The organism is Streptomyces sp. HUAS TT7 (genome assembly GCF_051550175.1).
GTDB lineage: Bacteria > Actinomycetota > Actinomycetes > Streptomycetales > Streptomycetaceae > Streptomyces.
In genome coordinates this window covers 149,868-174,927 of the sequence record NZ_CP196175.1, presented here as the reverse complement: position 1 = coordinate 174,927, position 25,060 = coordinate 149,868, and the positions used below count along the sequence as shown (strand labels likewise).

General features: G+C 72.4%; 14 protein-coding genes and 1 pseudogene. 11 read left to right on the top strand and 4 right to left on the bottom strand.

From position 1 onward, the window contains the following. Positions 1 to 364: 364 nt before the first annotated feature. The 10 genes and pseudogenes from ACSHXC_RS00845 to ACSHXC_RS00800 all read left to right on the top strand — a co-directional run bounded on the left by ACSHXC_RS00845 (position 365) and on the right by ACSHXC_RS00800 (position 21,205). Positions 365 to 2,031, top strand: a pseudogene (locus tag ACSHXC_RS00845) (TlrC/CarA/OleB/SrmB family ABC-F type ribosomal protection protein). A gap of 6 nt (positions 2,032 to 2,037) precedes the next feature. Next, positions 2,038 to 3,756 carry an ISAzo13 family transposase gene (locus tag ACSHXC_RS00840; RefSeq protein ID WP_438289645.1) on the top strand — a complete coding sequence of 573 codons (1,719 nt, stop codon included), beginning with the start codon at positions 2,038 to 2,040 and terminating at the stop codon, positions 3,754 to 3,756. A 71-nt stretch (positions 3,757 to 3,827) separates the two neighbouring features. Further along, complete coding sequence (locus tag ACSHXC_RS00835) at positions 3,828 to 5,525, top strand: ISAzo13 family transposase (RefSeq protein ID WP_438289644.1); 1,698 nt, start codon at positions 3,828 to 3,830, stop codon at positions 5,523 to 5,525. Between the two features lie 195 nt (positions 5,526 to 5,720). Beyond that, entirely contained in the window at positions 5,721 to 5,909 is a 189-nt protein-coding gene (locus ACSHXC_RS00830) for a hypothetical protein (RefSeq protein WP_438289643.1), read from the top strand. A gap of 397 nt (positions 5,910 to 6,306) precedes the next feature. Beyond that, positions 6,307 to 13,206: an SDR family oxidoreductase gene (locus ACSHXC_RS00825; RefSeq protein WP_438289642.1), complete on the top strand. Its 6,900-nt coding sequence runs from the start codon at positions 6,307 to 6,309 to the stop codon at positions 13,204 to 13,206. A 1-nt stretch (position 13,207) separates the two neighbouring features. Continuing rightward, positions 13,208 to 17,710 carry a type I polyketide synthase gene (locus tag ACSHXC_RS00820; protein WP_438289641.1) on the top strand — a complete coding sequence of 1,501 codons (4,503 nt, stop codon included), beginning with the start codon at positions 13,208 to 13,210 and terminating at the stop codon, positions 17,708 to 17,710. Next, positions 17,707 to 18,060, top strand: coding sequence for a phosphopantetheine-binding protein (locus tag ACSHXC_RS00815; protein ID WP_438289640.1), 354 nt, complete (start codon positions 17,707 to 17,709; stop codon positions 18,058 to 18,060). The genes ACSHXC_RS00820 and ACSHXC_RS00815 overlap by 4 nt, the downstream gene beginning before the upstream one ends. Beyond that, the gene (locus tag ACSHXC_RS00810; RefSeq protein ID WP_438289639.1) at positions 18,051 to 18,908 is read left to right on the top strand and encodes an alpha/beta fold hydrolase; all 858 of its coding nucleotides are present in this window, start codon (positions 18,051 to 18,053) and stop codon (positions 18,906 to 18,908) included. The genes ACSHXC_RS00815 and ACSHXC_RS00810 overlap by 10 nt, the downstream gene beginning before the upstream one ends. Then, the gene (locus ACSHXC_RS00805; protein WP_438289638.1) at positions 18,905 to 20,101 is read left to right on the top strand and encodes a glycosyltransferase; all 1,197 of its coding nucleotides are present in this window, start codon (positions 18,905 to 18,907) and stop codon (positions 20,099 to 20,101) included. Before ACSHXC_RS00810 ends, ACSHXC_RS00805 begins: the two co-directional genes overlap by 4 nt. A gap of 45 nt (positions 20,102 to 20,146) precedes the next feature. Further along, positions 20,147 to 21,205 (top strand): class I SAM-dependent methyltransferase, encoded by a 1,059-nt coding sequence (locus tag ACSHXC_RS00800; protein ID WP_438289637.1) that lies wholly within the window; start codon positions 20,147 to 20,149, stop codon positions 21,203 to 21,205. 193 nt (positions 21,206 to 21,398) lie between these two features. On the opposite strand, the gene ACSHXC_RS00795 is transcribed toward ACSHXC_RS00800, so the two are convergent. Together ACSHXC_RS00795 and ACSHXC_RS00790 are read right to left on the bottom strand one after the other, a co-directional pair. Beyond that, complete coding sequence (locus ACSHXC_RS00795; protein ID WP_438289636.1) at positions 21,399 to 22,115, bottom strand: hypothetical protein; 717 nt, start codon at positions 22,113 to 22,115, stop codon at positions 21,399 to 21,401. Between the two features lie 651 nt (positions 22,116 to 22,766). Next, positions 22,767 to 23,120 (bottom strand): hypothetical protein, encoded by a 354-nt coding sequence (locus ACSHXC_RS00790; RefSeq protein ID WP_438289635.1) that lies wholly within the window; start codon positions 23,118 to 23,120, stop codon positions 22,767 to 22,769. 827 nt (positions 23,121 to 23,947) lie between these two features. Between ACSHXC_RS00790 and ACSHXC_RS00785 the strand changes: the two genes are divergently transcribed. Further along, positions 23,948 to 24,100 carry a hypothetical protein gene (locus ACSHXC_RS00785; protein ID WP_438289634.1) on the top strand — a complete coding sequence of 51 codons (153 nt, stop codon included), beginning with the start codon at positions 23,948 to 23,950 and terminating at the stop codon, positions 24,098 to 24,100. 134 nt (positions 24,101 to 24,234) lie between these two features. Here the strand turns inward: ACSHXC_RS00785 and ACSHXC_RS00780 are convergent, their stop codons facing one another. Both ACSHXC_RS00780 and ACSHXC_RS00775 read right to left on the bottom strand, forming a co-directional pair. Next, positions 24,235 to 24,723 (bottom strand): winged helix-turn-helix domain-containing protein, encoded by a 489-nt coding sequence (locus ACSHXC_RS00780; protein ID WP_438289633.1) that lies wholly within the window; start codon positions 24,721 to 24,723, stop codon positions 24,235 to 24,237. Positions 24,724 to 24,727: 4 nt separating this feature from the next. Beyond that, positions 24,728 to 25,054 carry a hypothetical protein gene (locus ACSHXC_RS00775; RefSeq protein ID WP_438289632.1) on the bottom strand — a complete coding sequence of 109 codons (327 nt, stop codon included), beginning with the start codon at positions 25,052 to 25,054 and terminating at the stop codon, positions 24,728 to 24,730. Between the last annotated feature and the right edge of the window lie 6 nt (positions 25,055 to 25,060).

The following is a 25,060-nucleotide window of genomic DNA, read 5'->3' as shown; positions in this document are numbered from 1 at the left end:
TCTCCAACGAGTTGGCTTTCGCGGAAGCGGAAGGCGGGCCTGCCTGGCGAAGAGACCGGTGGCCCATGCCGTACGCGACGCCGTCGGCCCCGAGCGCGGATTGGCCCGCCCCTCTGCCCCCTTCGCCGCCTCACCCTGGAAACGGCTTGCCGGCCCACGGATTGCCCGCCTACTGTGCTGCGCATGGGTTCCCTGTGACAGTCCCCGTGCGACCGCGTTGAGCTCGCTCCGCCGTCGCGCGTTCTCATCCGTGCCCCCCGTCCCTCCCGTGAGGCCGTCTGCCCGACGTGCCGCGGAGTGTCTCTGGCGTGCGCGGACGCGTCCACCACCATGTCGATCGGCCTGGCCGAGAACAGGGGGCACCATGCTTACTGCACAGCTATCTCTTCAGAATGTCACCCGCCGCTACGACGACCACGTCGTACTGGATGACGTGTCCTTCAGCATCAAGCCGGGCGAGAGGGCCGGCGTCATCGGCGACAACGGAGCCGGGAAATCCACGCTGCTGCGGCTGGTCGCCGGGCAGGACCAGCCCGACAACGGCGAGCTGACCGTGATCGCGCCAGGCGGCCTGGGCTGTCTCGCTCAATCGTTGCCCTGCCTCCCGAAGCCAGCGTCCAGGACGCGGTGGATGCCGCTCTCGCCGATCTGCGTGATCTCGAAGCGCGCATGCGTCACGCCGAGGCCGGGCTCACGGCCTTGGCGGGAGCGGAGCTCACCGCCGCGCTGGACACCTACGCCCACCTGGTCGCCCAGTACGAAGCGCGCGCCGGTTACGAAGCCGATGCCCGGGTGGACATCGCCCTGCACGGACTTGGCCTGCCGGGCCTGGCCCGGGACAGAACCCTGGGCACGCTGTCCGGCGGTGAGCGGTCACGGCTGGCGTTGGCTGCGACCCTTGCGTCCCAGCCGGAGCTGTTGCTGCTGGACGAGCCGACCAATGATCTGGACGACCAGGCGGTGGGGTGGCTGGAGGCACACCTGCGGGCGCATCGCGGAACGGTGCTCGCGGTCACCCACGACCGGGTGTTCCTCGAACGGGTCAGCACCACCATCCTGGAGGTCGGCGAGGGCGGGGTGACGCGTTACGGCGACGGCTACGACGGATACCTTGCCGCCAAGGCCGCTGAGCGGCGGCGGCGTCTGCAGGAGCACGCGGACTGGCGCACGGAGCTGGCCCGCAACCAGAAGCTGGCCGCCACCAACGTGGCCCGGCTGGCGGCGATCCCTCGCAAGCTGCCGTTCGCCGTGTTCGGCCACGGCGGCTTCCGTGCCCGCGGCCGTGGTCACGGGGCGATGGGGCGCGTCCGCAACGCGAAGGAGCGTGTTGAGCGGCTGACGGACCATCCTGTCGCGCCGCCGCCCGAACCGCTGGTGTTCGCCGTCCGTCTCGCCACCGCCGAGTCGCGGACGTCGCGGGCCGCGGCGGAGCTCACCGGCGTCCGTGTCGGGGATCGGCTGCACGTGCCGTTGCTGCGAATCGGCGGCGAGGAGCGGCTGTTGGTCACCGGGTCCAACGGGGCCGGCAAGACGACGCTGATGCGGGTGCTGGCAGGTGAGCTGCGGCCCGATGAAGGGACGGTGCGCACGCGAGGCCGGGTCGGGCACCTGAGGCAGGAGGAAACACCGTGGCGGCCCGGCCTGACAGTCCCGCAGGCGTTCGCCTACGGCCGGGGAGGCGACCTGGACGAGCACACCGACCAACTCCTGTCCCTCGGCTTGTTCGGCCCCTCCGACCTGCGTCTGAAAGTGAGCGAACTGTCCTACGGACAGCGGCGTCGGATCGAACTGGCACGTCTGGTCAGCGAACCTGTCGATCTGTTGCTGCTGGACGAGCCCACCAACCACCTCTCCCCGGCATTGGTCGAGGAACTGGAAGGAGCTTTGGCCGGCTACCAAGGCGCGGTCGTCGTCGTGACCCACGACCGCCGCATGCGCAACCGCTTCACCGGCGGGCACGTGGAATTGGATGCTGGCCACTTAGGGCTCGCAGAGAATCAACCTGTTGCCTCACGTGATTCGGTTCGTTGATGTGGTATGCGCATCCCTGATGAGATCCGTGGTCAACTCGCGGTGAGGTTCGAGGTGTTATTCCCGCATCTGGACGAGCGGCAGCGCCGGCTGCTGATGGGGGCGGAAGCCCGGATCCTGGGGCACGGCGGGATCCGGGCCGTAGCGCAGACGGCTGAGGTCAGCGAGACAACCGTCCGCAAAGGCGTCGACGAAATGGAAGCGGGCGCGGAGCCGCTGGGCCGGGTCCGCCGCCCCGGCGGCGGCCGCAAGAAGGCCGCCGAAGTGGCCCCGGGCCTGCGACCCACTCTGTTGGCGCTGGTCGAGCCGGACATGCGCGGAGACCCGATGTCACCGCTGCGCTGGACCACGAAGTCGACGCGCAAACTCGCCGACGAACTCACCCGGCAGGGACATCGTGTCTCGGCGGACACCGTCGGCGACCTGCTGCGTGAGGAGGGCTTCAGCCTGCAGGCCAACGCCAAGACGATCGAGGGCAAACAGCACCCGGACCGGGACGCCCAGTTCCGGTACATCAACGAACAAGCCCGCGCCCACCGGGACACCGGGGACGCGGTGATCAGCGTGGACACCAAGAAGAAGGAGTTGGTCGGCCAGTACAAGAACGGCGGCCGTGAGTGGATGCCGGCCGACGAGCCCGTGCAGGTCAAGACGCACGACTTCTTGGACCGACAGGGGCCGGGCAAGGCCATCCCGTACGGCATCTACGACGTCGTCGCGAACACCGGCTGGGTCAGCGTCGGCACCGACCACGACACCGCCGGGTTCGCGGTCGCCTCCATCCGCCGCTGGTGGCAGGCAGTCGGCCGACACGACTACCCGCACGCCGCACGACTGCTGATCACCGCTGACGCGGGCGGCTCCAACGGTTACCGCACCCGCGCCTGGAAGAGCGAACTCGCCGCCCTGGCCGCCGAGACCGGCCTGGACATCACCGTCTGCCACATGCCGCCGGGCACATCGAAGTGGAACAAGGTGGAACACCGACTCTTCTCCCACATCTCCATGAACTGGCGCGGCAGACCGCTGACCAGCCACGAAGTCATCGTGAACAGCATCGCCGCGACCACTACCCGCGCCGGTTTGAAAGTCCGGGCCGAACTCGACACGGGCACCTACGACACCGGCGTGAAGGTCACCGACGCCGAGATCGACGCCCTCGCGATGGACAGGTACCGTTTCCACGGCGACTGGAACTACACCCTCCACCCCACCCGGCCTCTTCCCGCCCCACGACATGAGCCAGAGCCGGAGACTGAGGTCCGTACGGCTGCTCGGCCGACCGCGGTTCTGAACGGCGTCGACGCCGGCTCTCTCCGCAACCCGGAGCTGACCGGCATGACCGTTCCGCAACTGGACGCCCTGGTAGATGAGTTGATCCCGGAACTGGCGCGACGGCGGGAACAGATTCGCCACGAGCGCCGTGGAGGTGAGCGCCGAAGGGCTCGCGGTGCGGGCGCCAAGGACAAGCTCTCCGATGACGACCGGATCCTGGCGACCGTGCTCTGCCACCGCAAGATTGGCACCCACGACCTGCTCGCCCAGCTCTTCGGCGTCACCGGAAGCACCCTCACACGGGCTGTCCAGGAAGTACGGCCCGTCCTGGCCGAGCACGGCCACACGATCCCGCCGTCAACCGCCCGATTCCGCACCCCGACAGACGTAGCCGCCCACCTCGACAAATACGGCAACCGACCCTCACCAGCGACCAAATCCGCATGTTGATTCTCTGCGAGCCCTAAGGGCTCGCAGAGAATCAACGTGTTGCTTCCCGCGTTGAGGATCGTTGTTGTGGTATGAGCATCCCGGAAGAGGCGTGTGATCAACTGGCCGTGAAGTTCGGGGTGTTGTTCCCGCACCTGGACGAGCGCCAGCGGCGACTGCTGATGGGGGCGGAAGCCCGGATTCTGGGGCATGGCGGCATCCGTGCGGTTGCGCGAGCGGCTGAGGTGAGTGAAGCGACGGTCCGTAAGGGGGCGGACGAGCTGGACGCGGGCGAGGGGCCGCTGGGGCGGGTGCGTCGGCCGGGCGGCGGGCGCAAGAAGGCCGCCGAGGTGGACCCAGGGCTGCGGCCGGCCCTACTGGCGCTGGTTGAGCCGGACATACGAGGGGATCCGATGTCGCCGCTGCGCTGGACGACCAAGTCGACCAGGAAGCTCGCCGGCGAACTCACCCGCCAGGGGCACCGGGTCAGCGCGGACACGGTCGGGGACCTGCTGCGGGAGGAGGGCTTCAGCTTGCAGGCCAACGCGAAGACCGTCGAGGGCACACAGCACCCGGACCGTGACGCCCAGTTCCGCTATATCAACGACCAGGCCAAGGGCCACATCGGTGCCGGGGATCCGGTGATCAGCGTGGACACGAAGAAGAAGGAGCTGGTCGGCGACTACAAGAACGCGGGACGGCAGTGGCGCCCGACGGGTGAGCCGGTGCTGGTCAAGACGCACGACTTCCTGGACCGACAGGGGCCGGGCAAGGCAATCCCGTACGGGATCTACGACGTTGCGGCGAACACCGGCTGGGTCAGCGTCGGCACCGATCACGACACTGCGGCGTTCGCCGTCGCCTCCATCCGCCGCTGGTGGCAGGCCCGCGGTCAGGCCGACTACCCGCAAGCCACCCGGCTGCTGATCACCGCCGACGCGGGCGGCTCCAACGGATACCGCACCCGCGCCTGGAAGAGTGAACTCGCTGCTCTGGCTGCTGAGATGGGCCTGGACATTACCGTCTGTCACCTGCCGCCGGGGACGTCGAAGTGGAACAAAGTGGAGCACCGGTTGTTCTCCCACATCTCCATGAACTGGCGTGGCAGGCCGCTGACCAGCCACGAAGTCATCGTGAACAGCATCGCGGCAACCACTACCCGCACTGGGCTGACAGTCGAGGCCGAACTCGACACCCGCACCTACGACACCGGGCTGAAGGTCACCGACGCCGAGATCGACGCCCTGGCGATGAGCCGGCACCGTTTCCATGGCGACTGGAACTACACCCTGCACACCGACAACGCCGTCCGGAGCACGCGCACGAGCCGCGGCCAGGCACACACCGTCCTGGTCCAGCCGGTGAGCCGCCTCGACGCCGTCTGCCTCCAGGCCCCCGAGCTGACGGGCCTGACGGTCACGCAGCTCGAAAGCCTGGTCCGCGAGCTGACCCCCGCGCTGGATGAACAGCGCGAACACTCCCGACACAAACACCGCGGTGGTGCCCGCCTCCGTGCCCGGGGAGCCGGCCGCAAGGACAGCCTCCCGCCAGCCGAACGAATCCTGGCCACGGTCCTCTACCTGCGGAAGATCGGAACCCAAGAGCTTCTCGGCCAGCTGTTCAAGGTGGGCAGAACCACCATCACCCACGCGGTCCGCGAAGCCGGCCCGCTCCTCCAGCGGCACGGCCACCACATCCCCGCTTCAACGGCCCGCTTCCGCACTCCCTCGGACGTCATGGCCTTCCTCGCCGCCGACAGCGTCCAGGCAAAGATCAAACCCGCACGTTGATTCTCTGCGAGCCCTTACGAGTTGGTGAGTGATTGCCGGTGGGCATGCGCTCTTGGTGACGGGCACGGTTGATCGGGCGGCTACTGGCGCATCCATTGTTCACGGGCGTCTCGACGGCACATCTGACGCGTTTGGTCGAGGAGTTGGCCCAGCCGTGGACGGCGTCGGCTGAAGGCCGATGGGTTGAGGCGCGGGGTGGGTGGAGGAAGCGCGCACCGGGCGCCGGCGCCCGGCGAGGCGCTGGGTGAGCAGGTCCGGCGCGAGTCCGGCATCGGCGGTCCCGGCGACACCGAACAGCTCCGGGCCCGGATCGCCACCCTCGAATGGAGCAGGTCGTCGACCTGGAACTCAAGTTCCAAGACCGAGCCCGCTCTCGCGGCGTGAGCCGGCGCCTCCTCCGACGGCTCGGGAGCGATTGCAATATGACGGAGAGTCAGATATGACGGAACGTCAGGGAAGGGGGGAGCCCATGGGGAAACCGGTACGGCGGGGGACCGTGCGGCTGCCGGGGCGCAAGGCGCACTGGCAGCCGCACCTCGCGGTCGGTAAGGTCGGCCCCCGCACGTCCTGGCAGTGGTATGAGCTCCGGCATCAGCACACGTCCCCGCTTCAGTGCACGTCCCTGTATCGGCAGCGCACCTCCCCGCATCAGCGCACGTCCCGGCAGTGGTACGAGCTCCACCCGCGGCCCGGCCCGGCCGGACGGTCCGCCCCCGGCCGTCCGGGGTTCACCGCTGCCGTCACCCCCCTCGCAGCTTCACCGGTCTGATTCGGAGTGTTCATGACGCCCGTAGCGCCGAACCCTGAACTTGTCATCGGATTGAGCCCGTTGGGCCTGCCCGACCCGCGTCCGGTCGCCGCGGTACGCCGGGCCGGCGGACTCGGTGTACTGGATCTCGGGGCGGGCGACCGCCGTGCCAGAGAGGCGCTCGCGCGCGTACGGCGCTGGACGGCGGGCGCGTTCGCCGTCCGTGTCGGGCCGTCCTGCGCACTGACACCCGAGGATGTCGCCGAGGAGTGCGGCGGCTCCCTCCCGTCCGTGGTGCTGCTCGCCGCCGACGCCGAGTGGAAGGTCCGCCAACTGGCCGATGAATGCCGGGTGTTGGTGGAGGTGGGTGACCGGGAGGAGGCGCGCCGGGCCGCGGCGGACGGCGCGTACGGGCTCGTGGCGCGCGGCAGCGAGTGCGGCGGTCGCGGTGGCGATCTGGGCACGTTCGTTCTGCTCCAGGCGCTGCTCGCCGACCCGGCGTACGACCTGCCCGTGTGGGCCTGCGGGGGCATCGGCCCGCGTACGGCGGCGGCGGCCGTGGTCGGCGGCGCGGCCGGGGTCGTCCTCGACATCCAGCTCGCCCTGCTCGTGGAGTCCGGCATCGCGGACGAGGCGGCGGCTGCGCTGCGCACGATGGACGGGTCCGAGACGAGTGTCGTCGATGGCGTCCGGGCAGTGCGGAATGCCCGGTCGGGTCTCGAACTCCCCGTCGGCCAGGACGGGTTCCTCGCCGCCCGGTTCGCCGAGCGGTGGGGCACCGTGGCCAGTGCCGTGCGCGGGGTGCGCGAGGCCATTCTGGCCGCCCTGGACGACCCGGACGGCTTGCGGACCCTGGCGGCGGGCTCCGCGATGGCGGACGCCCTCGGCACTCGCCTGCCCCTCGTGCAGGGCCCGATGACCCGGGTCAGTGACCGGGCGGGCTTCGCGGCGGCCGTGGCGCGCGAAGGAGCGCTGCCGATGGTGTCACTCGCGCTGTCCGACGGCGAGCAGAGCCGTGCCCTACTTGAGCGGACCCGCCGGGAACTGGGCGAGCGGCCCTGGGGCGTGGGCATCCTCGGCTTCACGGACGGCGGGATCAGGGCCGAACAACTGGCGGCCGTACGAGCGGTCCGCCCCACGCACGCGATCATCGCCGGAGGCCGCCCCTCCCAGGCGGCCGACTTGGAGGCGTCCGGCATCAAGACGTTTCTGCACGTGCCGTCGGCCGCGTTGCTCAAGCAGTTTATTGACATGGGCATGCGCAGATTTGTCTTCGAAGGAGCCGAATGCGGCGGACACGTCGGACCGCGCAACAGCTTTCCGCTCTGGGAGGCGCAGTTGGCGGTCGTCGAGGAGTACGTGGCTCGCGCGCCCGCCACCGCGGGCGACTTCCAGGTGCTGTTCGCGGGCGGCATCCACGACGAACGCTCCTCGGCCATGGTCGCCGCGCTCACTGCCCCGCTCGCCGCACGCGGGGTCGCGGTCGGCATCTTGATGGGCACCGCCTACCTCTTCACGGCCGAGGCGGTCGAGTGCGGAGCGATCCAGCCGGTCTTCCAGCGCCAGGTGATCGCCGCCAGGGCCACCGCGCTCCTGGAGAGCGCCCCGGGCCACGCCACTCGCTGCGTCGCCAGCCCGTACACCGCCGACTATGCCGCCGCCCGCGTGCGTCTGCGCGCCGACGGCACTCCCGACCGCCAGGCCTGGGAGGAACTGGAGCGGCTGAATCTCGGGCGGCTGCGGATCGCCAGCAAGGGGGTGGAGCGCGAGGGCGGCGAGCTGCGGCCCGTATCCGAGCAACGCCAGCTCGACGCAGGCATGTTCATGGCCGGGGAGGTGGCCGTGCTGCGTTCGGCCGCCACGACCGTCGGCGCGCTGCACGACTCCGTGAGCCGGGGCGCCGCCGCCTTCGCCGAGCGGCGAGCGGCTGAACTGGCCCAGGCGCTGGGAGCTGCCGAGGACGCCGTCGAAGGGCCTGCCCCGCAGCCGCTGGACATCGCTGTCGTGGGCATGGCCTGCATGTTTCCCCAGGCCTCCGATCTGGCGACCTACTGGGCGAATGTCGTCGGCGGTGTCGACGCGGTCACCGAAGTCCCCGCCGACCGCTGGGACCCGGAGATCTACCACGACGCCACGGGCGAGCGGTCCGGTACGACCGCGTCGCGGTGGGGAGGCTTTCTGCCGCCGATCCCCTTCGACCCCTTCGCCTACGGCATCCCGCCCGCCTCGCTGGGCAGCATCGAACCCGTACAACTGCTCGCCCTCGAAGCGGCCCGGCGGGCGCTGGAGGACGCCGGGTACGGCGACCGGCCCTTCGATCGCTCCCGTACGTCCGTGGTCTTCGGGGCGGAGTCCGGCAGCGACCTTTCCGGCGCGACCACCTTGCGCACGGTCCTGCCCGCCTACCTGGGGGAGATACCGCCCGCCGTCGAGGAGCAGTTGCCCAAGCTCACCGAGGACTCCTTCCCCGGCATGCTCGCCAACGTCATCGCGGGCCGGATCGCCAACCGTCTCGACCTCGGCGGCGCCAACTACACCGTCGACGCGGCCTGCGCCTCCTCCCTCGCCGCGCTGGACGTGGCCTGCAAGGAACTCGCCTCCGGCGCCAGCGAACTGGTGCTCTGCGGCGGCGCCGATCTGCACAACGGGGTCAACGACTACCTGCTGTTCTCGTCGGTGCGCGCGCTCTCGCCGACCGGCCGCTCCCGTACGTTCGACGCCCGTGCCGACGGCACCGTGCTCGGTGAGGGGGTGGCCTGCGTGGCGCTGAAGCGCCTGGCCGACGCCGAGCGGGACGGCGACCGCGTGTACGCCGTGGTCAAGGGCATCGGCAGCGCGAGCGACGGCCGTTCCCTCGGGCTCACCGCGCCCCGGCCCGAGGGCCAGCGAGCGGCGCTGGAACGGGCCTACCGGGCGGCCGGGGTCTCGCCCGCCCGGGTCGGCCTGGTCGAGGCGCACGGCACCGGGACCGTGGTCGGCGACCGCACCGAACTGGCCACGCTGACGGCCGTGTTCACCGAGTCGGGCGCGGTGCCGGGCGGCTGCGCGCTCGGCTCGGTCAAGTCCCAGCTGGGCCACACCAAGTGCGCGGCGGGCCTGGCGGGCTTGATCAAGGCGGCGATGGCTCTGCACACCGGGATCACTCCGCCCACCCTCCACCTCCAGGAGCCGAACGCCGCCTGGGACCCCGCCACCAGTCCCTTCGCCTTCCACAGCGAGGCCCGGCCGTGGGCGGCCCCGGCGGCCGAACGGATCGCCGGGGTCAGCGCGTTCGGCTTCGGCGGCACCAACTTCCACGCGGTGCTCACCGCCCACGACGCGGGCGGGCCCCCGGCCCAGGGGTACGAGGCGTGGCCGGCCGAGCTGTTCCTGTTCCGGGGCACGGATACCGCGGCGGCCGGACGGGAGGCGGAGCGGCTCCTCGGCGAGCTGGACGGTCCGGGCGCGGGCCTGCGGCTGCGGGACGCGGCGCTGGTGGCGGCCCGGCGCGCCGCGACCCGGCCGGGCCCGGTACGGATCGCGGTCGTCGCGGAGAGCGTGGGTGAACTGCGGGGGCTGCTGCGGAAGGCGGCGGACGGGGAGCGGGGACGGGGGGTGTATGCGGCGGACGGGCCCGGAACGGACGGGGGCGAGCCGGACAGGTTTTCCGGCGGGCTCCGAGCAGATGAGCCGGGGACGGACGGGAGCGAGTCGGGCGGGCTCTCCGGCGGCCCCGGGGCGGACGGGCTCGATACGGACAGGTCCGATGTCGGCGGCCTCGGCGCCGACCCCAAGGTGGCCTTTCTCTTCCCCGGTCAGGGCAGCCAGCGCCCCGGCATGCTCGCCGAGCTCCTCGTCGCGTTCCCCGAGGCCGCCCAGCTGGTGCGGCAGGGCGGGGCGTACGCATCCGCGCTCTATCCGCCGCAAGCCTTCGGCCCCGGTGCCGCCGACCGCCAGCAGCAGGCGTTGAAAGACACGCGCATGGCGCAACCGGCCCTCGGAATCGTGGGCCTGACGAACTTTCACATACTGGAGTGGGCAGGCGTACACCCCGACATGGCGGGCGGCCACTCCTACGGGGAGCTGGTGGCCCTGGCAGCCGCCGGAGCCCTGACCCCGGACGCGCTGCTCGACCTGAGCGCCCACCGGGCCGAGTCGATCCTGGATTCGCTCGGCGACGACCCCGGCGCGATGGCGGCGGTCACGGCCGGCCCCGCCGACGTGGAGCGCACCCTCGCCGGGGCCGGGCTGCACGGCCGGGTCGTGGCCGCCAACCGCAACGGCCCCCGGCAGACCATCGTCTCCGGCCCCACCGCGCTGGTGGACGAGGCGCTGGAGCATCTCCGGGACGCGGGACACAGCGTGCGGCGCATCCCGGTCGCCTGCGCCTTCCACAGTCCGCTGGTCGCGGGCGCGGGCGCGCGGTTCGCCCCGGTCCTGGCCCGGCACACGGTCAGGGCGCCCGACTTTCCGGTCTGGGCCAACCGGACGGCAGCCGTCTATCCGGCCCGGCCCGATGGCGTTCGAGCCGAACTGGCAGCGCAGATCGGGTCCCCGGTGCGCTTCGCCGAACAGGTCGAGGCGATGTACGCGGCCGGGGCGCGGATCTTCGTCGAGGCGGGCCCGGGCACGGTCCTGACCGGCCTCGTCGGCCAGATCCTGGGCGACCGCCCGCACCGGGCGGTCGCCTGCGAGCCGCGCCCCGGCGCCGGGCTGCGCGGCCTTCTGGAGTGTCTGGCGCAGCTCGCGGTCGCGGGCGTGCCGGTAAGCGCCGGACGGCTCCTCCAGGGCCGGGGCGCGGTGACGGCGCGACCGGAGCCGCCCGGCTGGACCGTGGACGGCCAACTCGTCCGCACCCGCTCCGGCGACCTGCTGCCCGGAGCCCTGAAACCGGCCCGACGGGTCAGTCTGGAGACGAGCACAGTGACGCGCGACAGCGACTCCCAGCACGACGAGCGCGAACTCATCGCGGACTTCCTGCGCACGACACGCGAGCTGGTCGCCGCCCAACGGGACGTCCTGCTCGCGCACTTGGGGGCCGCGGGCGGTGCCGCCTCCCCGCCGCAGGTGCCTCATCTCCCTCCTCGTACGGAAGCCGTTCCGCGGGTGGCCGTGGCCGAGGAGGCCCCGGTCGTACAGGCCCCGCGTCCGGCCGTAGTCGACATCGAGCAGGCCGTGCTCACCGTCATCAGCGAACGGACCGGCTATCCGGCCGACATGATCGAACCCGACCTGGACCTCGAAGCGGACCTGAGCATCGACTCCATCAAACGCACCGAGATCGTCGGCGAGCTGGCCCGTCACCTCGCGGGGACCCGCACCTTCGACGACGCGGAGATGGAGGAGCTGTCCCGGGCCCGGACGGTCGCCGCGATCACGGCGTGGATCACGGGGCACGAGAGTCCGGCCGAGCCGGAAGCGGCCCCTGACGTGCCCGTGTCGGCCACCCCGGCCACGCCCCAGCCCGAGGCCGTTCAGGGCGTGGCCCCGCGCCGCTGCCTCCTGGAGCAGACGCCCTTCGGACTGCCGGCGATCCCGCCGGACCCCGACCTCCACGGCCGGCGCTTCGCCCTGCTCGGCGGCGGCGCGACCGCCGAGGAGCTCGCGGCCCGGCTGGTGGACAGGGGCGCGGAGGTCGTCGCGTACGACACCGACCGGCGGCTCGACCCGGCCGACGGCCCGCTCGACGGGGTCTTCCATCTGGGGGCCGTGGTCCCCGCCGCCCCGTCCGACGGAGGCGCGGCGCTGCTCCCCGGGGCGTTCGAGGTCTTCCGGGCCGCCCTGCGCCTCGCACCCCGCTGGCTGATCTGCGGCAGGACCGCGCCCGGTGCCGGAGAGGACGCGGGGGCGGGGCTGCACGGGATGTTCCGGACCATCGCGCGGGAGTACGGCGACATCGCCGCCCGCGTCGTCGACCTCGACCCGGAGGCCACCGCCGCCCGGCGGGCCGACTTCCTGCTGGCCGAGCTGTACGCCGAGGACCGGGCCCCCGTCGTCTTGCGGACCGAGGCCGGGCGGTACGGGTACGCGCTCGTGGAGCGCGGCCTGGCGCCGACCGGCGCGGGGCCTGCCGGGGACGGGGCCGCCGAAGCGGCGGCGCTCGGGCTCGACCGGGACTCCGTGGTTGTGCTCGTCGGAGGCGCACGCGGGATCGCCGCGGACTTCGCCGAGGCGCTCGCAGCGGCCTCCCGCTGCCGGATCGAGCTCCTCGGCCGGACTCCGCTGCCGGCCGGGCCCGAGGCTCCGGAGCTCGCGGGTGCCGCCGGCGCGACCGAGCTGCGGGCGCTGTTCGCGGCCCGGGGCGAGCGGACCCCCGCCGCGATCGAGCGCGAGGTCAGGAACGTCCTCGCGGGCCGTGAAGTCGCCCACACCCTCGACCGGTTGAGGAGGCTCGGCAGCCCGGCAGCGTACCGCGTCGCCGACATGTGCGACGGCGCGGCCGGGGCCCAGGCCGTCAAGGAAATCCAGGCGGAGCACGGGCGCATCGATGTGGTGGTGTACGCGGCGGGCGTGATCGAGGACCGGCTCATGGAGGAGAAGGACCCCGAGTCGTTCCGGCGGGTGTACGCGACGAAGGTGGACGGCGCCCGCGCGCTGCTCGACGCCGCGGCCCAGCTGCCCCACGGCCCCCGGACGGCCGTGTTGTTCGGCAGCATCTCCGCCGTACTCGGCAACCGGGGCCAGAGCGACTACGCCGCAGCCAACGACGCTCTCGCGCGCGTCGGCGGGCGGTGGGCTCGGCGCACCGGGCGGCGGGCGCTGACCGTGCACTGGGGGCCATGGGCGCCGTCCGGAGCGCACGGCGGCATGGTCACCCCGCACCTCGCCCGTGAGTACGCCCGGCGCGGAGTGGCCCTCATCGACCGCGAGGAGGGTGCGCTGGCCCTGCTCCGGGAGCTGGCCTGGGGCGACGAGTCGGCCACGTCCGTCGTCTACACGGCATCGGGGTGGTGACATGGCCGACGAGGCGCTGGCCACAGCCGACCTGATGGGGCGTCAAATCCCTGTCGCCATCGTCGGCATGGCCGTCCTGCTGCCCGGTGCCAAGGATCTGGACGCCTACTGGCACAACCTCGTCGACGGTGTGGACGCCGTACGGGAGGTGCCCGAGGGGCGCTGGGACCCGGCCTACTACCGGCCCGGCGACCCGGGCGGCGCGGCCGACCGGATCTACTGCCGGCGCGGCGGCTTCGTCGACGGCCTCGCCGAGATCGACGCCGCACGCTTCGGCATCATGCCCAGCTCGGTCGCGGGCACCGAGCCCGACCAGCTCATCGCGCTGTCGGTCGCAGCACGGGCGATCGCGGACGCGGGCGGCGAGGAGCGGCTGCCCGAGCGCGGCCGGGTCGGGGTGGTCCTGGGCCGGGGCGGCTACCTCAACCCGGGCCTCGTCCGCCTCGACCAACGGGTGCGCACCGCCCACCAGCTGACGCGCACCCTGGGCGAGCTCATGCCCCACCTCGCCCCGGACCAGCTCGACCGGGTCCGGGCCGCCTTCACCGAGAGGCTGGGACCCGAGCACCCGGAGTCGGCCATCGGACTCGTCCCCAATCTGGCGGCGTCCCGCATCGCCAACCGGCTCGACCTGCGGGGCCCGGCGTACACCGTGGACGCGGCCTGCGCGTCCTCGCTGATCGCGGTCGACCAGGCGGTGGGCGAACTGGCCGCGGGCCGCTGCGACACGATGCTCGCGGGCGGGGTGCACCACTGCCACGACATCACCCTGTGGAGCGTCTTCGCTCAACTGCGCGCCCTCTCGCCGAGTCAGCGCAGCCGCCCCTTCCACGCGGCGGCCGACGGCATCCTCATCGGAGAGGGGACGGGTGTCGTCGTCCTCAAGCGACTCGCGGACGCCGAGCGCGACGGCGACCGTGTCTACGCCGTGATCCGTGGCACCGGCGTCGCGGGCGACGGCCGCGCCGCCGCTCTGTTGAACCCCGACCCGGGCGGTCAGACCCGCGCGGTCCGGCAGGCCTGGCGGGCAGCGGGCCTCGACCCGCGCGCCCCCGGCTCCCTCGGCCTCCTGGAGGCGCACGGCACCGGCACTCCGGCCGGTGATGCGGCTGAACTGGCCACGCTGGCCGAGGTGTTCGGGCCGGACACGGACGGCGCGGCTACGGCCGTCATCGGCTCGGTGAAATCGATGATCGGCCACTGCATGCCCGCCGCGGGTGTCGCCGGACTGGTCAAGGCGGCCCTCGCCGTGCACCACGCGACCCTGCTGCCGACCCTGCACTGCGACGAGCCGCACCCCGCCCTAGCCCGCACCCGGTTCCGCCCGGCGGCCCTCGCCCGCCCGTGGGACGAACCGCTGCGCCGGGCCGCCGTCAACGCGTTCGGGTTCGGCGGGATCAATGCCCATGTGGTCCTGGAGCAGGCGCCGGGCGCCGTGGCCGCTCCGCGCCGGGCGGCCGTGCGCGAACCGGAGCGGGTGCTGCGCCTGAGCGCCGACACGGCCGAGGGCCTGGCGCGGCTCCTGGACGTGGACGACACGACGGTGCGGGAGCGGGGCGACGCCTCGTACGCGCAGGGCACTCCGGATACCCTCGCGGCCCGGCTCGGCATCGTCGATCCGACCGCCAAGCGGCTGGCGCTCGCCCGCCGGGCGGTGGCCCAGGGCCGTCCGTGGCGCGGTCGCAGCGACGTGTGGTTCGCTCCGCGCCCGCTGCTCGGGGCGGCGGGCGGGGGCAAGGTGGCGTTCGTCTTCCCCGGTCTGGAGGCCGAGTTCGCCCCCCGGGTGGACGAGGTGGCCGAGCACTACGGGCTGCGCCTGCCGGGCCGTGCGTACACCGAGGCCACCGACGTCGCCCGGCACGGGCTCGGTGTGCTCCACGTCGGCCGGGTCCTCGACGAAGCCCTGCGCGCGCTCGGCGTCCGGCCCGACGGGGTCGCCGGGCACAGCGTCGGGGAATGGACGGCGATGATCGCGGGCGGCATGTTCGCGGCCGACAAGGCGGACGACTTCTTCGCCTCCTTCGACCCCGACTCGCTGCGGGTGCCGGGGCTGACGTTCGCGGCGATCGGCGCCCCGGCGGCCCGGGTGAGCGAGGCGCTCACCGACTGGCCGGATCTCGTCCTCTCGCACGACAACTCGCCCAGCCAGTCGATGGTGTGCGGCCCGGAACAGCCGGTCGCGGAGTTCGCGGCGAAGCTCCGGGCCGAGCACGTGATCTGCCGGCTTCTCCCGTTCCGCTCCGGCTTCCACACACCGATGCTCGCCCCGTACCTGGGCCCCATGAAGCGGGGCGTGGACGCGGCGGAGATCCTTCCGCAGCGCGTCCCGGTCTGGTCCGGCACCACGGCTGCCCCGTTCCCGGCCGACCCGGACGAGGTCCGCGCCCTGTTCGTCCGCCACCTCCTGGAACCGGTACGGTTCCGGCCACTCGTCGACGCCATGTACGCGGCGGGCTTCCGCGCCTTCGTCCAGGTGGGCACGGGCCGACTGACCTCGCTGCTCGACGACACCCTCAAGGACCGCGACCACCTCACGCTCACCGCCAACTCGCCCCAGCGCGACGGACTCGCGCAGCTGCTGCGGGTGGAGACCGGGCTGTGGGCGGAGGGGTACGCGCTCGCGCCTGCCCGGCCGGACGAGCCGCGCTCCGCCTCCGCCCCGATGCCCCTCGACCTCACGGCCGCGCTGGTCCCTCTCGACCCCCACCGCCTGGACGAGTTACGCGCCGAACTGCGCCCCCGTGCGGACTCGGAGGCTCAACTCCCCAGCTCCGCAGGCCTGTTGAGGGACTCCCTCATCCGGCGCCACCCCGTCGCCGCAGAGCTCGACGCGCTGATGCGGGAGACGGTGGACAGTGTCACGGCCGTCCTGGAGGGGGCGGGGACTGAGCAGGCGGCGACGGCCCCGCCCAGGGCGACGCTGTCCGCCGCACCGGCCGCACCCGACAGCGCCGCCCCACCCGCCGAGCACCGCACCCGACTCCGCGTCTCCACCACCGCCATGCCCTACCTCCTCGACCACTGCTTCTTCCCGCAGCGGCCCGGCTGGCCCGATCCCGCAGACCGGCACCCGGTCGTCCCCGCCACCACCGTCCTGCACCACCTGATGGCCGCCGCCGAGCGTGCCGCGCCCGGGCAGCGGGCGGTCGCCGTGCACGACGTACGGCTGGAGAAGTGGGTCAACGCCATCCCGGCCGTGGACGTGACCATCACCGCCCGGCCCCAGGGGCCCGGCCGGTGGGCGGTCACGTTCGGGCCGTACGCCCGCGCGACCGTCCACCTCGCTCCCGCCTACCCGGCCCCGCCGCCCGCGCCACCGCTGGACGCGGCCGAGGAGCGTCCGGCCGACATCGCGGCGGCCCAGCTGTACGAGGACCGGTGGATGTTCCATGGGCCCGCGTTCCGGGGCGTCACCGCGCTGCGCGGAATCGGGCCCGGCCACGTCCGAGGCACGATCACCACGCCGTCCGCGCCGGGCGCGCTCCTCGACAACGTGGGCCAACTCCTCGGCTACTGGCTGATGTCGACCCACCCCACCCGGACCGTGATCTTCCCGGTCGCCCTGGAGCGGGCCCGCTTCCACGGGCCGCCCCCGCCCACCGGCACCCGCGTCGACTGCCATGCCGTCATCACCTCGCTCACCGAGGACACCCTCCTCGCGGACGCCCGGCTCACCCTGCCCGACGGGACGGTGTGGGCGGAGCTCTCCGGCTGGCGCGACCGCCGGTTCTCCGGGCTCGACGCGCGCAGGTCCGGCGGCTACCCGGAACACCGAGCCCTCGCCGAGGCACAGCCCGGCGGCTGGTGCTTGCTGCGGGACGCATGGCCGGACCTGGCCTCCCGCGACCTGTTGATGCGCATGCAACTGGGCCGGGCCGAGCGGGAGGCGTACGAGGCGCGGCCGCCGCGCGGCCGGCGGCAGTGGCTGCTAGGCCGGATCGCCGCCAAGGACGCGGTCCGGCGGTGGCTGTGGGAGCGAGGCGAAGGCGCGGTGTTCCCGGCCGAGATCGAGATCGTGAACGAGAAGTCGGGGCGGCCGCGTGCGGTGGGGGTGCACGGGCGCAGGCTCCCGACGCTGGACCTGTCCCTCGCCCACCGGGGCGACCTCGCGGTCGCACTAGTACGCCCGCCGGGGCACAGCCCGTACGCGCACGGCGTCGGCATCGACATCGAAGAAATCGCGGACCGCACCCCCGAGACCCGCCGCGTCGCCCTCGGCTCCCGCGAACTCGCCCTTCTCGACAGGCTCGTCACCGTCGGCTCCGGCGAGTCCGAGGCCCTGTGGTTCACCCGGTTCTGGGCGGCCAAGGAAGCCGCCGCCAAGGCGGAGGGCACCGGGTTCGGCGGGCGGCCGCACGCCTTCGAAGTGACCGGGGCGGCCCCCGACTCCCTCACCGTCACCGTCGACGGCCGCCGCCACCACGTTCATTGCACCCTCGTCGACCCCACCCATGTCGTGGCCTGGACCACGTCTGCGACGACCCTCAAGGAGAGCACTCAGTGACCACCAGCGAACGGCCCCCCGGCCCCGCCCCCCTTGCGCCGCCGGACGCGGAAAAGGTCCTGGCCGAGATCGCCGGGCTGATCGTGGAGGTGCTCGGGGACTATGCCCCCGACCCCGCTGACATCCGCCCCGAGACCCTGTTCGGCGACGACCTGGAGCTGGAGAGCATCGACCTCGTCATGCTGTCCGGACACCTCCAGGAGCGGTACGGCGACCAGGTCAACTTCGCCGAGTTCGTGGCCTCTCTGGAGATCGACGAGGTCATCGAGCTGTCCGTCGGACGGCTCGTCGACCATGTGCTGCACCGCCTCGGCGCGGCCCCGGAAGCGGGAGCAGCCCCATGGTCATGATTCGCGCGAACGGTCTCGGCCTGCACGTCCAGCGGCTGCGCCCGACCCACCGACAACCGTGCGCGACGGTGGTGTTCGTCCACGGCGCCTTCATCGACAGCCTCGCCAGCTACTACTTCACCCTCGGCCCCCGGTTCGCGGAGGCCGGGTTCGACGCCGTCATGTACGACCTGCGGGGACACGGCCGCAGCGAACGCCCGCCCAGCGGTTACGCCCTGGAGGACTTCACCGCCGATCTCGACGCGCTGCTCGACGAACTGGGCATCTCCCACCCCGTCCACCTCGTCGGCAACTCCTTCGGCGGCACGGTCGCCCTCGACTTCGTCGTCCACCGGCCCGAACGCGTCGCCACCGTCACCGTGGTCGAGTCGGGGCCCGCCAGCCGGGCCTGGTCCCACACGATGACCTCCGCCCTGCGCCACGCCGGGGACATGGGGGACGACGAGGCGCTGGCGTGGTTCACCGAGCAGTACGGGACGCTCTCCTCGACCCGGACCGGCGACGCCCGCCACGACGCGCACATCCGCCGGCTCGGCCGGGCCGCCGCCCGGCTCGTACGCTCCACCACCATCGCCGAGGACATGCCCACCGGACGGGTGCTGACCGACGAACAACTCGGCGGGGTCCGCTGCCCGGTGCTGCTGATCAACGGCCAGGAGGGCCTGGTGGCCGCGGAATCCGCCCGGCTGCGGTCGCTGCTGCCGCACTGCTCGGTCGCGGTGGTGCCCGGGCAGAAGCACTCGGTCCTGGTCGAGGCCTCCGACGCGGTCGGACGGCTCGCCCTGGACTGGGTCACCGAGCACGCCGGGGCCGCGCCCGAGCCCAGTGGACCGGGGCCGGTCCGGTGAGCCGCTTCCTGTTCGTCGTGCCGCCGCTGACCGGGCACATCAACCCGGCGGCCGCCGTCGCCGCCGAGCTGGCCGCGCGCGGCCACGAGGTGGCATGGGCGGGACGGCCCGGGATCATCGAGCGGCTGGTGGGGGAGCGGCCCCGGGTGTACGTGTGCGCCGGGCCCGACCACCTCGCGGGGCGGCCGCCCCGACTGCGCGGGCTCGCGGCCCTCAAGTTCCTGTGGGCCGAGTTCCTCGGCCCGCTCGCCGAGGCGATGGCCCCCGGGGTGGCAGCGGCGATCACCGCCTTCCGGCCGGACGTGGTGGTGGCCGACCAGCAGACCGTGGCGGGCGCCCTGGTGGCGGAGCGGCTCGGCGTTCCCTTCGCGACCTCGTCGACCACATCGGCCGAGCTCACCGAGAGCATGGCCGCCATGCCGGGCGTGCGCAGCTGGCTCACCGGGCTGCTCCGGGAGCTGCGCGAGCGCATCGGCGATCCGGCCGCCACGTACGACCCGCGCTTCTCACCGGCGCTCACCCTCGCCTTCACCACGCCCGAGCTGACCGGCCCGTACACCGCACCGGAGACGGACCTGCGCTTCGTCGGACCTGCGCTGGCCGCCCGGCGCTCCGCCTGCGGGGACTTCCCCTGGCAGTGGCTGGACCTGGCGCCGGGGACGGCGACCGTCCTGGTCACGCTGGGTACCGCGAACAGCGACGCGGGCGGCCGCTTCCTCGCCGAGAGCGTCGCGGCGGTCCGCGCCCGCGCCGGACAGCTGCGGGCGGTGGTCTGCGATCCCGGCGGGCTGCTCGGGGCGGTGCCGCCCGGGCCCGATGTGCTGGTCAGGGCGGACCTGCCGCAAGTCGCCGTCCTGGAGCGGATGTCGGCGGTCGTCTGCCACGCGGGGCACAACACCGTCACCGAGGCGCTGTGGCACGGGGTGCCCCTGGTGGTCGCCCCGATCCGCGACGACCAGCCGGTCGTGGCGGCCCAAGTGGTCGGCGCCGGGGTCGGGTTGAGGGTGAAGTTCGCGCGGGCGGGGCGTGAGCAGATCGGCGCGGCCCTGGACGCGGTGGTGACCGAGCCCGGCTACCGGGACGCGGCCCGCCACGTCCGGGACGCCTTCCGCGCCGCCGGCGGCGAGTCGGCTGCCGCCGCGCACCTGGAAAAACTCGCCGCCGCCACGCCCGTCGCCGGACACCCCCGATGACGTCCCCGCACAGTCCCGACAGAGCCCCCACAGAGAGGGACGCACATGCCCGACAGTGAACGGATCGCCCAGCTCCGCCCCTCGTACCAGGACGAGCTGACCCGTGGCACGAGCCGCTTCTTCCTGCCGGTACGCACCGACTGCCCGTGGTGCCAGGGCACGGAGCTGCGCCGCAAGTTCCGCACCACGGACCTCATCCAGGGCAAGCCGGGCGAGTTCGTCCTCGACCAGTGCCGGGCCTGCGGCCACATCTTCCAGAACCCGAGGCTGAGCCAGGAGGGCCTGGACTTCTACTACCGGGACTTCTACGACGGGCTCGGCGCCGAGACGACCGCCAAGATGTTCGAGGGCAACGGCAGCAAGAAACGGTTCCGCCGCAGCGCCCGGGCCCTGCGGCGGGTCGCCCTGCCCGGCCGGTGGCTGGACGTCGGCACCTCGCTGGGCCACTTCTGCGCCACAGCCAAGGAGGTCCTGCCCGACACCGAGTTCGACGGGCTCGACATGGGCGAGGGCGTCGAGCACGCCGCCAAGGAGGGCCGCATCCAGGAGGCCTACCGGGGGCTCTTCGTGGACCTCGCCGACGAGATGGCGGGCCGTTACGACGCGGTCAGCATGTTCCACTACCTGGAGCACACCCTCGACCCGCACCGCGAACTCGCCGCCGCGCACACGGCGTTGGCGCCCGGCGGCCATCTCCTGATAGAGGTCCCTGACCCCGAGTCGCTGTCGGGACGGCTGCTCGGCTGGCTCTGGCTGCCCTGGTTCCAGCCCCAGCATCTGAACATGGTCCCGATGGGCAATCTGTGCCGACGGCTGCGCGAGCTCGGCTTCACCGTCGAGGTGGCCGAGCGCCGCGACGCCCATATCCCGGCCGACCTGGCGTGCGCCACCTGGTTCCTGTTCGACCGGCTGCTGCCGCGCGACGACGCACCCTGGCGGCCCCGCCGCCCGGCCCGGGCCTCCAGGGCCGTTCGGTTCGTGTTGGTGTGGGCGGCCGTCCCGGTGCTGATCGCGGTGTACGGCCTCGACCAGCTGATCAACCCGCTGGTGCGGCGGACCCGCTTCTCCAACGCGTACCGAGTGATCGCCCGCCGTGACGGGTGAGCGTCGCGGTCCTCCGACCGACAGCACCTGTAAACCCCCTGGCGGTATGCCGTGACGAGATCATCCACCGCGCGCAGCATGGGTGTTCGGAGCCGCGAAACTCCCATGTTCCGTATCGGCTGGGGCCGTTGGCGTGCTCTGGCTGGTCATGTCCCGCAGAACGCAAGAGGCTCGTCCGGTCCCTGCAGTCGGCTCAGCGGGTGCTGTCGCGGCGCAGCTGCGGCAGTAGCTGCTTGAACGCGTCTGACGGAAAGAAGCGCAGCGCGCCGTCCTCAACGGTGGCGTTCAGCGGGTCCAGTTGGCCGTTGTGCAGCCAGAACGCATCCTGGCTCAGCACGGGCCCGTGCTCGGCCAGGCCCCGGACCGCGGAAACCATGGGGTCGAGCAGGCTCAGGTCGTCGCCGCTGTGGATCGGCACGGCGTAGAAGCGGTTGTTGCTCGGCATCGCGACGAGCGCGCCGTGCGGCAGCTTCTGTCCCAGCACCTGCTCCAGGCGCAGGACGTGCGCCGCGCCCGGCAGGCCGTCCTGGCCGGTGACGACGTACAGGGCGGGTCCGCCGCTGCCGCCCGCGATGGTCTCGATTGCCAGGCGGTCGCGCTCCATGGTCCGCAACGCGCGGGCGAGCAGGTCGGGCGGTGTGCTGTTCCAGCGGGGCGTGAAGTGCGCGGGGACGGCATGGGCACTGGCCGTGCCGGGTGCGCCCATCGCGACCAGGAGCGCGGCCAGGCCCCCGCCGAGCTGCGCGGTGATCGAGTCCGAGCCGAGATCAGCAACGGGGGTGACGACCAGACGGAGTCGGGAGTCGAGGTCCTGCACCGGGATCCCGGCCAGCCTGCTGCACGGGGTGTGATCCGGACAGCCCTCACTGGGGACCGCGCCGCGCCGCTTCCCTCGCCCGAACAGTGCCATTGTTCTCCCCTGTCGCCGACAACAACATGCGTGTCCTGGATGACGCACGCGTCATCGCTGGCGGTTCCGCCACGACCACCGGGGCGTGATGGCTGTCCGCGAGCAGGGCGGCCGCAACGATGCCCCACGCCCGGGCATCTCGGCCCGCGACGAGGGGTAGCGCATCGAGCTGGTCCTACGGGGTGGGGGAGGAGAATGTGACAGCAGCACGAGCAGCCGAACGTGAAGCCGCTACGGCGGCAGCAACCGAAGGCAGCCAGCCGCGCGGAGGCTCGCGCAGCCACATCCGAGTGCGAACCGTGGCAACTGAAGCTGGGTGCGGGTCCTTTGAAAAGGCGACCCACGCCGTCTTCGCCCTATCCCTCTCCGACCTGGGCACCCCGGTCCGGGTCACGGTGTGGCCCGGTGCCGAGGGCGCCCTGCCACTTCATGGCCGGATGCCCACCGTCCTGACCCGGTGACCGGGCGGCCGCCTCGTGGCCCGGCGGTAGCCTGGCGCGCAGTCGTCGACGGTCGGCGACGCCGGAGTGGTTCTGGCGGGCACGGGCAGGAAATGCCGCCGGGGCTCCGAAGCGACGCCGGCAGCGGGCACCGCACGGTCTGCGGTGCCCCAAGCGTCGCTCCGTCTGACGGCATTGTCCCTTGCGGAGGTCAGATGGCCCAGCAGTCCGCGAAGTGGGGAGTACCGCCCGGGACGATGTTGCACGACGTCCACTGGTCGATCGTACGGCCGTTGTGGCGGCCCACGTTGTGGATGGACACGCTGCCACGCCACCACCAGCCGTTGACCCGGGTCCAGGCGTGCGGTGTCGCGACCCAGTCGGTGTGGACTGCGTTGCCGTACTGGTTCGTGCCCCACACCTGAATGTTGTCGGAGTAGTTGGTGTGGACGGTGACTTGGAGCTCCCCGTTCGCTGAGGCACTGGCCGGCATGCCCAGCGCCGCCACACCCAGCCCTGCCAGGGCTGAACCGGCCACCAGAACCCTCTTCAGACTCGCCTTCATCGGTACTCCCGTTCGTTGTGCACGTGGTTTCGGGCGAGCGTCGGCCACGAAGTGACGGCGCCGGCCCCTGGCGAACTGCCACGAGGCTAGGAGCGCGATGCTGGGCGCGTCGTCAGACCAGCGCGGTAGCGGTCATGTCAACCTCCTGGGTGAGGCGCACCACTTGCTGCAACCAGCGGTGTAGCGACTCGACCGAGCGGGAGGCCCGGCGCGGCCCTCACCCTGTCCCGACGGGGATCGATGCAGGGCAGCCACCGAATGCCGCCAGTCGGTCTATGCGGGGTGTACGCCATGGTCGATCCCACCCTGAACGACCGCCTCGCCAAGGACGGCTCGCCGACGCTCGTCGCGTGGGGCGCGAGCGAGCAGGTGGTCGATGTCGAGTACGGGCGAGCGTACGCGCGATACCCGGTGCCGAGTTCCGGCTGTTTGAGGGTTCCGGCCGAATGCCGCAGGTGGAGAACCCGGACCAATTCCTTTCCGTGGTCCGGGACTTCGCCGACAGCTTTGGCCTTCACGGCAAGGTGTATGCGCTCACGCTCGCGGGCCGTTACCTCACAGCCGCGAAACCTTTCCTGGCGCTCGATTCTGACGACCGAATACTTGGTATTTCGTGGCCGTCGCCGGGTCGCGTGACGCCGCGAACCGGGTAAGCAGCAGCTGAGGAGAATGAGGCTGGTTTCGTCCAATCGATCAAGTACGGAAAGCGGATGCCTGCTCAGCCATGCTTGCAATCCTGACTCCCGAACCGTCCGAACTCGGCTCCCGGCACCTTTCGCGCACCTGACGGGTCTGTAAGGCTTCGGCCCTGTCTCACATTCGGGGGAGTGCCCACAGCCGTTCTGTCTTCGGTGGCATTGGCCGTCATCGCGGCTCGTGGTGCGGACCACCACCGCGGTGACCTCGGCTCGCCCATCGGCTGGTACGCCCTGCCGGAGGCCAGGGCGAGCCGCTCGCAGGTGCCCTCGACTACGTCATAGCCATCAACCGCAGCCGGATGCCGGGTAGTTCATCCCTGGACTCGTGCCGCCCGAGGGCGGCGCCAGGGATGGGGGCATGGTTGCGCGGGATCGCCGCGCAACGCTCACGCCGGGCTCCGGCGGCGGTGACGCGGTTACGCCGCCGGGGCCGAGGCGTCGGCGGCGAGGGCGTATCCAGTGGCGGACGTCGTACGGATCAGCGGCCGGTGCGCGGTGCCGAGTTTGTCGCGCAGGCGGTCGATGTGGGTGTCCACGGTCTCCAGGTCGCCCGGGGCGCTGCGCTGCCAGACCAGCTCCATGAGCCGGGAGCGGGTGAATCCCCTCCCCGGGTTGGCGGCCAGGTGGGCGAGGAGCTCGAACTCCATGCAGGTCAGGCGCAGTTGGCGGCCATCGACCCAGGCTCGGCGGCGGCCACCGTCCACCACCAGGCGGCCGATGCGATGGCAGGGGGCCTTGGGCTGCTCGGTCGCGCAGGCGGGGGCGGGCGTCCGCAGTTCGGGACGGGTCCGCCGGTACCGGCGCTCAGCGGCGGGGGCGGCCAGGGCGTCGCGGAAGCCCGGCCGGTGGTCGTGGGCGGTGCCGCCGGGACGGTGCGGAGTGTTTGCGGTGTGTACATGAGTCATGTTGTCACCTCCATAAGGGGTGTGTCGTTGGTGTCAGTAGGTGATGCCGAAGACCCTGTCGGTGAGCGGGCGCGGCACCGGGGTGGGGCGGGCCAGCGCGACGATCCGGCGGGCGGCGTCGCGGGGCAGGTCGAGGTGCGTGGGCGAGCCATGCGGCTCGGTGCCCCTGCTGGGCGAGGACGTACGCCGTGTGCACGCGCGGGTCGTAGACCAGGCCGTACGGCAGGGGCCGGACCAGGCCAGAGCCGGTGTCCGGGGTGGCGAGGAGGTAGGTGGTGGGGATTCCGTCGAGGTTGAGCCGGATCGTGGGCTCGGCGTAGGTGAAAGCCATGGCGGC